Below are 16497 nucleotides of genomic sequence, written 5' to 3' on the forward strand. Positions count from 1 at the left end.
CCACACCAAAACTGTACTGGAGTCGTTAATATCAACTGCAACCAAGGATTATGCAACCATCCAGGAATGAAGGAAAATTCTAAACCAGTCATCATTGGAAGACCACCAACAATTAAGATGATGCTGATAATGCTCCCTACAACTAACTTACGAATTAGATTCCGTTCTTCAGCTTTACGAACTGCTTTTTCCTTATCATCTTCCCCCACCATCATCTCCTGTTCTTCGAGGGGATAAGCCTGATAACCAGCAGCATCTACAGCATCTTGAATTTGTTTGATGTCGGTTTTTTGGGGATTGTATTTAACAGTTGCTTGTTGCGCACCAAAGCTAACAGTACATTCCCTCACTCCAGGAACTGAATTAATAGCTTTTTCTATAGTGCTACTACAAGAAGCACAACTCATTCCCCTTATTTTTAGTGTCAAAATATCCATGGCGCTAGGCGCTAGGCGCAAGTCAAAAGTCAAAAGTCTTAGAGACGTGACATGTCACGTCTGTACAAAATTCAAAAGTCTTAGAGACGTGACATGTCACGTCTGTACAAAATTCAAAAGTCGTAGAGACGCGACATGTCGCGTCTGTATAAAAGTCCAGTAGGGTGTGTTAGGCGCGTAAAAGAATATCTTTTTTAGGTCACCTTCATCACCGCGCCGTAACGCACCGCCATTATGATTAATAGACTGTATTGGATTAAGCCGCAGGATAACCAGCGTTAGCCAAAACTTGTTTAATTTTGTCTTCCGGTTGTTGAGTTTGAACATTAACTATTTTTGTTTTGGGGTCAGCTTCTACAGTTGCACTCGAGTCAAATGACTTTATGGCATCCGTGACAGCACTAACACAAGCAGAACAAGCAATATCAGGAACTTTCAATGTTAAAGTCATAATCTTGGTTGGGTTAAACGTAATTAGATGAAATATAGCGCTACGCGCAAGTCAAAAGTAAAAAATCAAAAGTCAAAAGCTTACTGTACATATGTTTCAGGACTCATAGATGTCCTAACCTAACTACGTAGCGCTATATTAGCGCAAATAAATAAATGACTTTGTTGGAAATATGATAAACCCTCCAGTCAACTAGAGAGTCAAGAGAAAATCTTAAGATTTGGAAGTTTCCTATTGCAAATAAGTAATTTTTCGGATACTATTTTATTATGGTGGGAATATAGTGCGCCCATATATATAAGGTTTTTGAAAAATTAATCGCTTCCAGGATGCTTTACTAGTGGAATTCCCCCACATAAGTTTATTAGATATTGCATAAAACAAGCTCATTCAAGAAGCGGAGCTTCCAAATCTTGGTTCCCAGACTATCTGGTTCCAAGGCTCCGCCTGGGAACCCATAGTAAAAGGCTCTGCCTCTTGTCCAGACTGGAGGCGGAGCCTCCAATACCGTATTCCTTGCCAGAGACAAGGAACAAGTAATGTCACAGATGTTGAATGAAATGTCACCTTCCAAAAACCCACAGAGTCAACAGCCTAGGCGGAGCCTCCAGATCTTGGTTCCCAGACTGAACCTGGGAAGCAGAACAATAAATCAACTATTCAAAATCTTTTGAATTTGTTCGGCTGTAGCACCTTCTAAAAGTAACCTTTCACCATTCTTCCCAACAATCAACACCTTGGGAATTGTTTTACCGGACTTGCTTTGCTTGTACTCGAGATACCACTTGCGGATTTGTTCGGCTATTGCCATTGTTCCCCCGACAATTCCAACAATAGTTGCAATAGTGGTAACTACCCCTTCTTTTTCGGTTTCTCCGGATTTAGTATAGTTTCCCGAAATTCCTGAAATTGACAACAGGTTTTCTGTTGCTGAAACTGAATCTTCACCCTCAATTGCTACTTGAATCTCTGCCATCATTTACCCACGAATGATTCCTATATGATTTTAAATAAAAGCGCATAAACTGTATTGGAAATTATTCACCTCTAATTTCATCAATCATTTCCTTAACACTTTGAGCATCGGGTGACTTGATACGCTGTAAAATCTCCAAAGATTCTTGTAAATATTCAAGTGCGGTGCTGTTGTCTCCTTGCTCTTGTGCGATACGTCCCAACCACCACAAACTCATAGCTTTACCGTGGACTTCACCAATTTTTTCATTTATTTGCAAAGATTGTTGGAAGAGAGCGATCGCATCATCCACCTTACCTTGTTGTTGGTAAATGATTGCAAATTGGTGTAAGGAAGTTGCTTTCCCCTGTTGGTCACCTATTTTTTCTTTTATATCCAAAGATTGTTGGTGAAGTGCGATCGCATCATCCACCTTACCTTGTTGTTGGTAAATTTTTCCAAGACAGCTTAAGGAAGCAGCTTTCCCCTGTTGGTTACCTACTTTTCCATCTAACGCCAAAACTTGTTGGTGAAGAGCAATCGCATCATCGACCTTACCTTGTTGTTGGTAAATGATTGCAAGACAGTGTAAGGAAGCAGCTTTCCCCTGTTGGTCACCTATTTTTTCTTTTATGTCTAAAGATTGTTGGTGAAGTGCGATCGCATCATCCACCTTACCTTGTTGTTGGTAAATCATTCCTAAATAATGACAAATCGATGCTGTTTCGTATTCATCTTCCGACGGACAAAGTTTTTTTGCTTGTTGATAATTTTCTAATGCTTGTTCAACTTCACCCAAGTTTTGTTGACAATAAGCCATTTCCTTGAGAACGCGATAATCTTCTGTAACTTCTAAGGTTGACTTACAAAACTCTACTGTTTCTCTGTAACGACTTTTGTGCCACCAGTTATTTGCTAGATTAGACGCTACATTAGCAACGATTTCTTTTTCTTTCCCCAGCAAAGCTAAGCGATGAATTTCTAATTGTTGTTCTTCTGTGGAGGTTTCTCCACTTTCCCACCACAAACGATATAAAATTTTTGCTGCTTCCCCAGACAAAGTTTCTTTATTTTCAGGTTCTAATAATGTTTCAAGAATCCGGGAAACGCGATATAGTTGATTTGTATTATTATCTCTATTAATAGTTAAATTAACTTCCAATAAACCCAAACTCGCACCACGCTGGATGTGACTGTCTAAATTCGAGATATCCTGGTAAATTGCAGAAATTGCATCTTTGGGAACTGGTAATTCATACACCAAAGCTTTTCCCAACAGCTTTTTTAAATCCCCATCTTGTTGTTTTAACAATTCCTTTGCCAAAATATTCTCACGGAATTCTTTTTCTGTTTTCTCTATCTTTTCTAAGATAATATCTAAATCCGTAATTTCATCACTGAGGATTTTATCCAACCATTCCAACAGTCGGGGATTACCGTCAGCAGCTTTTTTAGCCCGTGATTGTATTTCTGGATCTATATCTACCGTGCCATTAAATGACTCTAAACGATTATATTTCTTAATTAAATCCGCATTACGCAGTGCTGCTAAAGGTTCACGGTAAATATTGCGGTCGAGTTGCGGTAATTTAAAGTCGTAACGGGAAGTAATAATTACTCGGTGGGGAAGTCGGGATTTCTGAATTGCTTTTAACAGATCTGTTAATACAGATACAACTTCGGGTTTTAAGACATAATCCCTACCTTGCAGTTCTAAATTCGCTTCAAAATCATCTAGGACAAAGGTAAAACGCTGTTCCTTGCGATTCAAACCTGCTTGTAAAAACTTGGTCAGTCGCTGCATTAAAGGTAATTTACCATTTAAAATCTCATGTCCCGTTTCCGAAGTACATTGTTCGGAAAGACTTTTTAATAACTTTGCTTCATCCAACCCCCGATAAATCACAATCCGGTCATAACCAGTCATCCTCTCCAATAGTCTTGCTGTCACACTACTTTTACCCACACCTCCCATACCGTGAATTAATACACCCAAATTTTTGGATCTACCAAGTTCTTTGAGACAGCGTTGCAAAGTCCGTCTTCTTCCCACAAATTGGTCAGGAGTTGCGACCCGTACTTGCTGAGTCACTGGGTCTAAAAATTGCTCATATACAGGTTCTTCAGGTATCCAAACCTCGTCCCCCAAAGGATTTACCAATGCACCGGGACATTCACCCTGCACGTACAAGCGTAGCAAATTCCAGTCTTTGATGTTTGATTCTAGTAAAAACTCGTAGGTACAAGCTAAAGCTTGAGGTAAACTATATCCATCTGCCAACTTACCGTATAATTTAGCTGCTGCAAGCGTCGCACCAATATCCGTCACGGGACGACCCCAACCTAAAACCGCAGTCGCACCTTTTTTAATCAAACTTTCAGCCATTGAAGGTAAAGCTCCCTTCTTGATTGATTCCCCGGTACGACATCCCGACAAAAACACCAGTTTAGGAAAGCGAAACTGTAATACTTTAGCTAATTCCTCAGCCGTAGTATTACGACGTTCCCCCGTTTCAGTTTCTGTAATAAAGTAAGGTATAGCATCTTCATCACTTATCGAAGCGTGTCCGCTGAGGTGAAAAATATCAAAAGTATCGGTGTAGCGACTCCAAACTTTTTGTAATCCGGAAGTAGAACCACTTTCTTCAACTCTCAACTCTAAAGGAGAATCTGTGGATTCGGTTTCCTTCAAAATAGTTGCTTCTTCTTGCTCAAAATCCAGTACTGGTTTTACATTTAAGGGAGAAGTTGCCATAAACAGTACCCGTAAAGGTCTTGTTTCCAATTCTTTGCTTTCAACATTCCCGTCAATCCAGCGTACCGGAACCACTACCGGATTTACCTGATGAATCAAAAAATCATCACCATTGTGCAGTACTTCCCAAGGAAGATGTGTTAATCGTTGCTCTGCTTTGAACGCTAAAATTAACTCTTCCCCCTGACATTCCCTAATTGCTCGACTCAACCAGCGCTCATCTCCATCGAGCCAATGAAATAAACGTTTACCCGTAATATCATGTTGTTCGGGTAAAGGAGTGTAATAATCCCGTTCGGCTATTTCGACTAAATCGGTAATTTCTGCTAAATTAAGATACCGCTCTTCATACTGAATTGAATCTTTGAAAAAATAGCGTAACTCTACGTGATTGTTCTGAATTGGCTTGAGGTCAAAGCGAAGGACTTGCATAAATCCGGGAAATTAGGGATATCAAGTATTATCTCCAATGTTAGCGAATGTAATTTCGGATGTGTTTGAGATTATTCGGCTAGCAACTATTAGTTTATTTCGTTTATCCTGAATATTGCTTTTTCATCAAAACCCCTGTAGAGACACGCCAGAGTCTGCGGCGTCGGCGTTAAGCCTCCGTTGCGTCTATGGAATATTAATTTTCCAATATCCAATATCTAATATCCAATATCTAATATCCAATATCTAATTCCCAATACCCAATGTTGAATTTACAGAAATGCGATCGCGTTCCGCTTCAAGGGCGCTGCTGCAAACAGATTACTGTGTTATTAATTTCCTGCAAGAACATCGCCGGTATTATTTTGACTTATTATTGTGCTAAATTAGAAGTAAGCTATATTTAAAGTGAAAGTAATACGTAAATTATAAACTTTACGTATTATGGTGATTCGACAGTAAAAGCATATACAGGCGTAAATGCTTCTGATGCCTAAATTGTAGAATCGTTCGCTTTAAAAATAAGAGCTAAAATAAAAGCCCCGCTGCAGCATGAGCAACGAGGCATGTTTTCTATGAACTAAATTTAGTGTATCACATTAAAATTATTTTGTGATGCACAAATTTTGCATATATATAAAAAGTAATAAAACATTATTAAGAACCACCTAGTTTTATCCGTCAATAGTGAATGAACTTGTAGATGGTGGCGAAATAAAGCACCCATTCATAACAGATCAAAACTAGAAAAAGAAAAAACAGTACTTCTGACAGACGTAGCATGCTACGTCTCTACAACTCTTGACTCCTGACTTCTGACTTCTGACTCCTGACTTCTAACTCCTGACTCCTGACTCCTGACTTGATTCAACTATGAGCATATCCAGCATCAACTACTATAGTTTGACGGGTTATAGCCCTGGAAGTATCGGAAGCAAGAAATAAATAAGTCCCTACAAGTTCTTGAGGTGTTAATTCCAGGGGAAGACACTGTAACTCATGTACCGTTTTATGTTTAGCTTCTGGTGTTACCCATTGCTGTAACTGTCTTTCGGTCATTATCCAACCCGGCGCGATCGCATTAACTCTGATATGATGTTTCCCTACAGCCTCAGCTAAACCGCGTACCATTCCCACTATGGCGGCTTTAGTAGCGTTATATGCAATCATATTGGCTTTCGCAATCCATACTACATGGGAGCTAGTCATAATAATGCTACCTCCACCCGCACTAATAAGATCCGGTAAAAGTTCGCGACAGGTGATAAAGTAATGCACTACATTGAGTTGAAATAAATCATTCCATTGCTGCTCGCTCATTTCCAGTAATTCATATCTGGGGTCGTAACCAGCATTATTGACGAGGACGTTAACTACTGGTTGTTCTTTTCTTATTTGAGCAATGGTTGCAGTCAGGGCTTCGGTATCAGTTAGATCTACTGGATATACATTAAATTTACAGGGATATTGTTCGCATTCTGCAGCTATAGCTAAACCCTTGCGATCGTCTTTATCGAGAATTGTGATTGCAGCAGCTTGCTGTGCGAAAGCTCTAGTTAAAGCTTCGCCAATACCATTACTACCACCAGTGATTAAAATATGTTTGTTTTTAAGATCGGGATAAATTGGATTCATGATTATTGCTGAGCTCAAAGAATATTATCCTGTTTGGGTTACTATGCTTTTTGGGTTAATTTTTTGGGCTAGTGTGTGGATGAAGCTAAATCCTGTTTGGACTAATTTTTCTCTCAAACTAAGGCTTGAGTCCGTCCGAGCAACCAATTTCTACTCTTGTAAAGATGGAATTTAATTTCATCTAAATTCAGATTTTCGGAAGAACCAGGTCTTTGTCGCAAACCAGCAGGTTCGAGGATGAGTGGACCATTGTAATTAATTGCATCGAGGGCGTCTAAATGACTTGTAAAATTGGTATGTCCTAACCCGATTCCTTTTCTATTAGAATCAGCTATTTGATAGATGCTGAGTTTGTCTCCACATCGTCTGATCGCTTGAACCGGATCGTCTTCTTCTAAGTTCATGTGAAAAGCATCTAAAACAATAGTCATATTTGCAGCGTTAATCAGACCGAGTAAATATTGAGCATCGGTGCTTGTGAGAATAAAGCTGCATAAATAACGATTCAGGGGTTCAAAGCCCAGTTTGAGATTACCTTGTAGAGCATATAAAGCAATCTCTTGACAAGATTCTGCTAAAACCTCAATCGAGCCAGAATCAACCGCTCCAAGTTGACTTTGAATATATTCATGACAAATAACAATTGGTTCACCGAGTTCGGAACCATAATCAATCAGCTTTTTATAATAGGTGATCGCATTTTTTCTGCTGTTAGTACTACTACTCGCTAAATTTACGTTACTAGGAGTGATAGAGAATATTTCCAAACCGCGATCGGCAAAAATTTGTTTGATATATTGAGGGGAAAAACAATCTGTATCTATATATAGCTCTACACCATCAAACCTCATCTCATGAATCATATCTGCAAGATTAACCGGTTCGATGTTCCCAAAGATCCACGTGCAAACACCAATTTTTCTTCTCATCATCAACCTCACTTTTGATAACTCTAGAAAATTGACTGTAATTTTCTTTATCCTATATTTGAGCTTTTGGGTTCAGGTCTTTTAGCAAAAATTCTACTGAGTAATAAGAATGTCACAACCGCAAAACTCGCACCACCAACAAATACTCCATTGATTCCCCACACAACAAAAGCCCCTCCAGCCAATATGGGTCCTAATCCTTGTGCAATTGATAAAACAGTGGCGTTAACTGCCATAAATCCAGCCCTATACTCTTCGGGAGCAAGTTTACCCAAAAGAGCTTGAGTTGAAGGAAAGGACATCCCATGGGCTGCTCCAAACAGTGCGCTAGGAATAAATAACAACCAGATATTATGAAGTACGGGGGTAATTATTAGTGCCAGAGTGTAAACAACAAATGAGACTTTAATTAGTGTAATCTCAGAAAGATATTCGGGAAATAAGGCAATTTGGGAAGAAACAAAAGCAAGGGAAAGCGCCATACCTGCTTGAATAATCCCAATTGTTACAGCAGAAGCACCTAAATCATCACTTGCAACGATAGGAATGTAGGTAAAATAAGGACCAAATAAAAGAATAAATAAAGCGACTACCGCACATAGTAATCCTATAACTTGACGATTATTAATGCTATGTCCAATATTTTCCAAATAGCTTTTCAGATTAAAATCCTCTTGTTGGGGTAACTTGGGTATCTGCAAAGAGAAAATTGCTAACAATGCAATGGGAATTGCTGCTAAGGGTAATAGAAAAGGATATTGCCATCCGAAGCTTGTCAAACCTCCACTAATTACGGGGTATACTGCTAAACTGATGCCGATGACACTCGCATTTAAACCCATCGCTGCGGTCAGCATATTTCCGCTATATAAATCGCTAATTAAAGTCAGAGCTAAAGATTCCAAAGGAGCCGCACCTACCCCTTGTAGGAAACGTAACTCCAACAAAGTGCGAAAATTGGGCGCAAACACACAAGCTGCTCCGGCGATCGCAAATAGGATTAAAGCAGGTATCAAAATTTGTTTTCTACCAAAGCGATCGGCTAACACTCCAGATATGGGAGTTCCAATTGCGATCGGTATAACAAAAGCTGTGATCACCAGTCCAATTTGCTCATGCGGGATATCAAGAGCATCAGCCATAGTTGGTAAAACTGGTCCAATGCTACCAGAGCCTAAAATAGCCATCAAAGCAATCCCAATAACAATTTGAAGATTGCGATCAGTATAGATTTTTTGTGGCGATCGATGTTTTCTACCACTACTTGTACTCATAAATCTAAATGCAGAGAAAAATCTAGAAATTGTTATGTTTACTATGTTTTAGTTTTAGGAAAGTACTTGTTCATTGCGATCGTACTAGCCTTAGAAAAACGACGCATTTGTGCTTGAAGATATTTCTTTTGCTCGATGCTATGGAGAATAATAAAAGCAAGAAAAGTATAGGAAAGCCAAAAATGTATGCTGTCACCAAACCCAGAGACTTCCCATTGTTCATTTACAGAGAAGAGGGGAGGTAATATGATATTGGTAGCGAAGATCCTGACATCATGAGCGCCAATATTGGAATCAAAATAACCACTCAATGGCACCAAGAGCATAAACAAGTATAAAGTTGTGTGGAGAGCAATTTTTTTCAATCGACCTTGTTTGTGTTTATTTTGGCGGTATTTACGCAAAACTATCCATAACAATAAAGAAATTCTTTCTAAAAGCAAACTCATAGCTAACATACCCAGAGTTTTATGGGAGTCAAAAATAGTTTCTCGGTAAGAAAGAGATTCTGGCAAACCTGCCATATATTTGCCGCCAATAAACAATAATAGATAGAAAAGTGTCATTAACCAATGGAGAAACCATAAGCGTTGAGACGGTGATTTCTTCTTGACATTTTTGGGTTTAGCTTGGGAAAGTGTCACGGGAATTACCCCTTTATTTTGTCGATGTTAGAGGAAGAAGCAACCTATCCCACCATTCTAAACATGCTTATCTGTTTGAGTGAAATTTGCCTGAAAAGCTTGATTTTTCCTTTTTAGTTCTTAAAATATTTAATGCTTTTGAGTAAAAATTATATTAGTGGGATAAGTTCAACTAAATCAATTAAAACTTAAGGTCAAAAAAGATATATAATTGGGGGATAGCTTATCTTAGGTATATTTCAACCTAAAATAAGCCATTTGATTATTTTAGTTGCGAGTAGTTACGACTTGAACATCTGAATGAGATTGCTTAGTCTTCCATCCAAGCATCTCGCTAGTCTGACTACTCCTTTTACTATTTTGTCGCTCGATAAAGTTAGTAATAATTCTCCTGACCAATTGAGGATCGATTGTAATCAAGTAATCTCCCTCAGGATCGCAACATTGACCGATTCTTTCTAAGATTACAAATCTTAGATCCTCCCCTGTTTTTTTGTTGTCTGCAATCATTGCATCCATGAGTTTTTCAGTCGTAATATGCTCGGGAAGAAGACGATTGAAACCAAGTTTGTTTTCGATCAGGTAATAATGTCGTTCTACATCTTCGTGTGAGATGAATCCCATCTCTCTAGCTAGTTCTGCAGCAATTTTCATTCCGAAGGAAACCGATTCCCCATGGGATAATTTACCTTCTTCTAGCCACTCAATAGCATGACCGAAAGTATGACCGTATTCGAGAACAATTCCGTAATGTTTTTCGCTTGGATCTCGCTTGAGGATTTCTAACTTAGAAAGAATAATTCTGTAAGCCAATTCCGTTATTTCATCATCGGAAAAGTGGTTCTCAGGATTGAGTACTCCTTCAAGATAATCTAAAAAGCTGGGATCGGAAATAAATCCATTTTTTATCCCTTCAATGATACCACTTCGGCGGGAGCAAACAGGTTCGCTCTTAAGATATTTAGTATCAGCCCAAATAAATATTGGTGCGTGGTACAGACCAAAATGATTTTTCCCTGTCTTACCATTAACAGCCTGTTTATTACTCAGAGTACTGTCAGTTTGGGAGGTCATATTTGTGGGTATTTCTACAAACCGAATACCACGATAAATTAAACCTGCTGCTAAACCAACTACATTGCCTACAGTACCACCACCAAATGCTAACAGAATAGATTTTTTAGAAGCACCTTTAGCAATCAAGTTTTCGCACATTTCTTCCAGTACAGGGAAATATTTACATTTCTCTCCTGGAGGTACAAATTCTAAATTACAAGGAAACTTCTCTTCCAACTTTTTGTAAATATCCTTGCCATAAAGCTCGAATAGATGTGGTTCGGTAAAGAAAAATATTTTGTCGGGTGTATATTTCTCCAACTGTGCAACAAACTTTTCTTCAATGTCATATCCAAAATAAAAGGGACTGGGTTTTTCTAGCTCACTACTCAGTTCGATTACTTTTCCTGGCGACCATTTTGTGTTTTTAATAATGTCCATAATCCTATGGCTTTCAGTTCCACACCAATTAATCTAACACCATAGATATAGCTATTTATGCATAGGTAATACTACGAACAATAACTTAAATTTATGTCAATATAGTTGGATATATTCAGTTATTATTATTTATTAAATTGACTTTTATTAATTTAATAAACATATGTTTTATCTGTATTAGTCAATACAGAAATATTTGAAAAGCATAATTTGAAAAGCATAAAAATAAAAAAACGTAATTTTTAATCAATTACGCTTCACATCAATTAGAAGTTATTTTTATATTACAAATAAATATATATATTCAGGCTAGTGAAAAGCCATAACTCTAAAAATATCAATTGAAGTATTGATTTTCAGAATTAATTTCAGACTGCATATGATTTTATGCCGTATTACTCTTCATTTAGTAAAGTATCTATATTATGCAAGCATTCTTTAATCTGTTTCCATTTTTGAGGATCTTTCTTCCATAATTGCGCTACTTTAAGACGATAGACCGTAGACTCAATGGTCGCTTGTGGAGATAACTGACCGTAGTTAGGCTGAAAAACCTTTATCTTTTCTCTAATTTGGCTTAGAGAGAGTTTTTTCTCAATGGCTTCTGTTAATAATTCTTTTCGGAATTGCAAATTCTTGACTTTGGCAATCGCTTTAGCTTTGGTATAGACAATACTTCTTTCGCGTAATGCATCTAGTATCTCTGCAGGAAGCTTTAATAGAGGTAAGCGATTGCTGACAAAAGATTTCCAATTCATTAACCCTAATTCGTTAAAAACTTGTTCGATTACCTCAGCATCAGGTTGAATGATAACTTTATCATTCATTCTCAAGATATCGTTTTGCATTCGATACAGTAAAGAACTGACTGCACTTTGGGATATTTGAAGTCGAGAAGCTAGAAGTTGTAAGATTGCCTCGGTTTCTTCCACTGGATCTAAATCTTCCCGTTGTAAGTTCTCTATTAAGGAGATTTGGAGAGCTTGTTCGTCATTAAGAGAACATATTTTCACAGGTACTTTTTCTAAACCTGCAGCTATCGCAGCTTTATAGCGCCTCTCACCTGCTACTAATTCAAATAGCTCTTCTGTCCCTTCAATTGGTCGAACGATTAAATTTTCTAAAATTCCGTGAGTTTCGATCGATTGAACCAGTTTTTGCTGCTTTTGAGGGTCTAAGTAATGCCTGACTTGTAACTGAGACAAAACAATTGAATCAATCTTGACTTTCTGATAATAACTTAGCCCTTGATTGCCTTCTGATAAAAAGTCTATACTCTTCATCTCTTGGTGAAATGAATCTTGTTTAACTATAGTCTTTTTCGCAGACATAAGACTTCTCCATTATTTGGTATAGATTTTATGACAATCAGTAGAGCATTTTGTTGTAATTACATTCACCATTAACGATTCATTATTTTTAGATTTTCTAGATATATAGTTAAGATATTTTCTACCCTTAATCTCTAATATGTGCAGCTACTAAAAAATTAAGAATTTCCCTTTCAAAATTTATAATTAATCACTCAAGTTCAAAAACTTTAACTTGGTTGAATCATCAATCGAAAATATTTAGTTATGAATGATTTTCAGCAGATGTAAGTTATCAAAAAAAACTAGATATTATATATATAAATAGCATTTAAGATTCGCCCAAAGTTTTAACCAATGGTTTATTTGGTATTTACCCACTCATAAAATTCAAGCGCTTCATCAGCACAGCTATGACATCCACCACATTTTTTACTATTTTCCATTTTACGGATGCGACCTTTGCGAATCAATCGATTTAACATTCCCCTTAAAGCATCCTTATCAATGCGAAAGTATAACTGTAGATCAGCAAGGGAAACTTTTTTGTGTTGGACAAAAAACTGTTGCAATTCCTTTAAAATCATCTTTAAATTCAGTTTTTTAGGATCATCTTTCTTGATTGTAGAGACAATCATTAATTCTCCACATTCTCCGACTAAGGGCTTGTATCCTTGTGTCTTTGAACGCAGCAAAGCTGAACAGGAAGGAATATTTTTGTGGGAAACGCGTTTCTTGACATCTTCCTTCTTCCAGAGGCTCCCTCCTCCACCGACGCCGCAGGCTCTCTTCCTTCTTCCTTCAGACGGAGTCGCTCATTGCTAAAGGGAAAGGCTTACTGATATTTACCCAGTCATATGATCATTCTCAAGCTTTGTGAACTTTCCCATCCTGTTGTACCAAGAAATACTGAGTATGTTGAGCCGAATTATTTCTTTTCTAATACTGATTACCATCATACTTGTTCATAAGTTCTTCTAAATGAATTGCAAACTTATTGCAAATTAAGCATTTGCAAATTAAGCATAAATTGTCGCATCAGTCGCATTAAGGAAATGAGACCTAATTTCATCTATGTTAATAACCATTTGCAGAAGTTTCCTACTAGAAATCACTAATATCCAGTATTTAGTAATGTAAATCAGTAGTTTGACTCGTATTTCATCCTTGAACCAAAATCTTCATACTTTTATAAGACGCCTAGGAAGTATTTATGATTACAAAACATGACAATGAAAATACATATATTCTATTAGTCCAATCCATAATCTTGAGCTAAATAAGAATCTTTTCTTTTAGTTAGACTAGCAAAAAATAGGAATTTATTGCAATAAGTTTAAAAAACTCAAATCTCAACCACTGAGTATCTTTCAGAAAATCAACTATCCAACTTTTTTACTATTAACGCCAAATAGTCCTTGAAAACACTTCATATAGCAACCCTAAATCCTAAATCATTTATGGTAAACATCAAGATTGTAGAGACGTGACAGAGTCTGTTGCGTCGGCGTTTGAACGTATCAAGTGCGAATGTTCACGTAGTGTGTCCAACGGCTCAGCCTCTGTCGTGTGCGCTTAGCCGTAGCCTTATATCTGAGTTTACATAGCACATTAACTAATAAAACTGTTCCCTGATGACTGAACGAACAACGATCGCTAATACCTAGCCACAAAAAAACCGAGTTTATTACGAACTCGGTTTTTTTGAATTTATTTTTTCTGAATGTATACTAACCGACTTGAAGTGAGGAAAATCTTTAACCAATGATGAAGTGTAATGTACTCACTGCAAAGTTGATAACACCGTGAGTTATGGGAAGACTATCAATCACCATACTCAAACACAACAACATCATGTAGGAAATGGAATAGAGAAACATCCCCCGAGCCAAAGTACGGTCTTCAGGATTATTTAACAATCTCCATGCTTTTTGAATAAATATGCTACCTAATCCCAAAGCAACACAAGCATAGACAATTCCACTTGCATGGAGGGGATAAACCAATAACAAGCTAGCAGCAACAGTAACTAAGGTGTACCACCAAATTTGCTTAACAGTTGGTTCGCTACCTGCCACAACTGGTAACATTGGTACGCCTACTTTTGCGTAATCATCCTTAATCATTAAAGCTAAAGACCAAAAATGAGGTGGCGTCCAGACAAAAACAATGGCAAATATTAACCATGCTGTGAGGCTTAAGCTATTGGTAACTGCAGCCCACCCGACCAATGCGGGGATCGCACCTGCTGCCCCACCAATCACAATATTTTGTGTGCTATGACGTTTGAGCCAATAAGTGTAAATTAGCACGTAAAATGCAATGCCAGACATCGCTAGCATTGCAGCCAATAGATTGGCACAAACAGTTAATAAGGTAAAGGAAATGATGGCTAAAGCGATCGCGAAAATAATCGCATCCCGCCCTTGAATTCTACCGGAGGGCATGGGACGGTGACGCGTGCGCTCCATATCATAATCGATATCTCGGTCATAAACACAATTGATTACTTGGGCGCTAGCAGCAGCAAAGGTTCCACCTGCAAGAGTTGCTAACAAAAGCAATGGATCTACCTCTCCCGAAGAAGCAATCCACATACTTCCAGCAGTAGTAATCAATAGTAATGGAATGATTCGAGGTTTTGTCAGCTGGTAATAGCTTTGGACTACCTGGAGAAAGGTTTCGTGGTGGCGAGAGACTTTTGTCTCAATCATCTTGACAATTAGTTCCTTATTTTGTTGACAACTTATACTGAGCGCCTGTGAGACAGGGAGAGAAAATCTAATAGCAACAAGAAAAGTTTTTGCTACAAATTGTTCCTTTCGTAATTTTCAAGTTCGAGTAAACAAGAAAATTTCATTATTCAAAAATCGAGATTGAGACTTGCTAGAGCAAATTTTGAGTTGGGTTGGTTTGATTTAGTTTTCGATCTGATTTTGCACCGGAATTCAATCTCGGAATTTTTCAATAAGAATCTGTCAGGACTTAAGCAAACCCCATCCTATGAACTGCTTGGGGCAATCTATAATCAACGGGATACCCGAAAAAGCTTCAATCTTACTGCTTTTCCCATTAGTGTTTCCATCTTTAAGTTGGCAACAGTCGCCAACAAACAGCTATAAATTCTAAGTTAAGAGTTTTTTAGCTAATTAATCCGTAGCATTTTTAATCAAATCACTTGAACCTTCCGTCCAATAACAAATAATTACTTGGGAAATGGGGTTGAGATGGGGAAATTAGACTCCCCTGTGGGTTAAATTCCTGTGGGTAATTATATTAATTTTCCAGAATAGATATTTTCCAGAATGGGCGGATATATAGTGATTCTGGATGAAATATACTTCAGTAAATCCCAATATTAGCAACTCCCAACACTAAGACTCTGACTAATACCCACAAAATTTAGCACAACTAACTATTATTTACCCCATCTCAAATCAATTATTACGATAGATTTAATTTACTTACTGCTCAACAATTACTAATTAACTGGTAGTAGATGACTCGGTAACACTTGTAGGAGCAGAGCTACTAGAAACGGAATATTGATCGCGAATTGCAAATGTTGTAAAAGCAACTAAAGTTCCTAATAAAGCTGCTCCTATGGCTTGGTGGGAAACTGTCAATGGCTCTACCTGTAAATGCAAACGGAAAGTAGCGAAACCTAAAACCAATTGCAAAATTAGTAAAGAACCAGCCAAGTTTGCTAATTTTCGTAACACTGCATGTAAAGCAGGCGTGCGCCACGCAATGAATACTACTGCTAAAGTCGCTGCTGTAGGGGGGAGAATGCCGACTATATGGCTATACATGACAGCACAAAGTTGAGAATCGCCGAAACATTGATGTAGAGCCCATCTAGAACCAAGCAGTGCTCCGAGTAAACTTTGCAAATAGACGAAAATTGCTGCAGTTAAACCTACCCAAGGTAGGCGAGCAACAGTACCGGTACCTTGATAGGGAGTAAGCACTACACCAATTACTATCAGGGTAATAAAAAATAATAATGCTGTTGCTAAGTGGGCTGTGACAATATCAAACCGTAACAGTTGGGTAACGGTAAGTCCTCCTAATATGCCCTGAAAAACTATTAAGAAAAGGGCGAAGGTTGCTGCGAATGGTAACCAGCGAGGTAAGGAGCGACGATACCACCAAGATAAACCAGAAAGTGCGATCGC

General features: G+C 37.9%; 13 protein-coding genes. All 13 read right to left on the minus strand.

The window, feature by feature from the left end; all coding sequences use genetic code 11:
- Nucleotides 1–437: cation transporter (locus QNJ50_RS25040; RefSeq protein ID WP_300641023.1), on the minus strand; the 437-nt coding region annotated here is incomplete at its 3' end.
- A gap of 256 nt (nt 438–693) precedes the next feature.
- Nucleotides 694–888: a heavy-metal-associated domain-containing protein gene (locus QNJ50_RS25045; protein WP_300641025.1), complete on the minus strand. Its 195-nt coding sequence runs from the start codon at nt 886–888 to the stop codon at nt 694–696.
- Between the two features lie 652 nt (nt 889–1540).
- Nucleotides 1541–1864 (minus strand): hypothetical protein, encoded by a 324-nt coding sequence (locus tag QNJ50_RS25050; protein ID WP_300641047.1) that lies wholly within the window; start codon nt 1862–1864, stop codon nt 1541–1543.
- A 61-nt stretch (nt 1865–1925) separates the two neighbouring features.
- Complete coding sequence (locus QNJ50_RS25055; RefSeq protein WP_300641027.1) at nt 1926–5030, minus strand: tetratricopeptide repeat protein; 3105 nt, start codon at nt 5028–5030, stop codon at nt 1926–1928.
- 867 nt (nt 5031–5897) lie between these two features.
- On the minus strand, nt 5898–6665 hold the full coding sequence (locus tag QNJ50_RS25060) for an SDR family oxidoreductase (protein ID WP_300641029.1): 768 nt from the start codon (nt 6663–6665) through the stop codon (nt 5898–5900).
- Between the two features lie 113 nt (nt 6666–6778).
- On the minus strand, nt 6779–7597 hold the full coding sequence (locus tag QNJ50_RS25065) for a sugar phosphate isomerase/epimerase family protein (RefSeq protein ID WP_300641031.1): 819 nt from the start codon (nt 7595–7597) through the stop codon (nt 6779–6781).
- 44 nt (nt 7598–7641) lie between these two features.
- Nucleotides 7642–8868 (minus strand): MFS transporter, encoded by a 1227-nt coding sequence (locus tag QNJ50_RS25070; protein ID WP_300641033.1) that lies wholly within the window; start codon nt 8866–8868, stop codon nt 7642–7644.
- 41 nt (nt 8869–8909) lie between these two features.
- The gene (locus tag QNJ50_RS25075; protein WP_300641035.1) at nt 8910–9512 is read right to left on the minus strand and encodes a cytochrome b/b6 domain-containing protein; all 603 of its coding nucleotides are present in this window, start codon (nt 9510–9512) and stop codon (nt 8910–8912) included.
- 267 nt (nt 9513–9779) lie between these two features.
- A complete protein-coding gene (locus tag QNJ50_RS25080; RefSeq protein WP_300641037.1) occupies nt 9780–11009 on the minus strand; it encodes a 2-deoxy-scyllo-inosose synthase in 1230 nt (409 codons plus the stop codon).
- A 395-nt stretch (nt 11010–11404) separates the two neighbouring features.
- Entirely contained in the window at nt 11405–12340 is a 936-nt protein-coding gene (locus tag QNJ50_RS25085) for a ParB/RepB/Spo0J family partition protein (RefSeq protein WP_300641039.1), read from the minus strand.
- A gap of 341 nt (nt 12341–12681) precedes the next feature.
- Nucleotides 12682–13014, minus strand: coding sequence for a FeoC-like transcriptional regulator (locus tag QNJ50_RS25090; RefSeq protein ID WP_300641041.1), 333 nt, complete (start codon nt 13012–13014; stop codon nt 12682–12684).
- A 1062-nt stretch (nt 13015–14076) separates the two neighbouring features.
- Nucleotides 14077–15033, minus strand: coding sequence for a heme o synthase (locus QNJ50_RS25095; RefSeq protein ID WP_300641043.1), 957 nt, complete (start codon nt 15031–15033; stop codon nt 14077–14079).
- A gap of 771 nt (nt 15034–15804) precedes the next feature.
- Nucleotides 15805–16497, minus strand: a 693-nt coding sequence (locus QNJ50_RS25100) for a COX15/CtaA family protein (protein ID WP_300641045.1), incomplete at its 5' end; no start/stop codon positions are given.

It is taken from the genome of Mastigocoleus sp. MO_188.B34, from assembly GCF_030065675.1.
Taxonomy (GTDB): Bacteria; Cyanobacteriota; Cyanobacteriia; order Cyanobacteriales; family Nostocaceae; genus Mastigocoleus.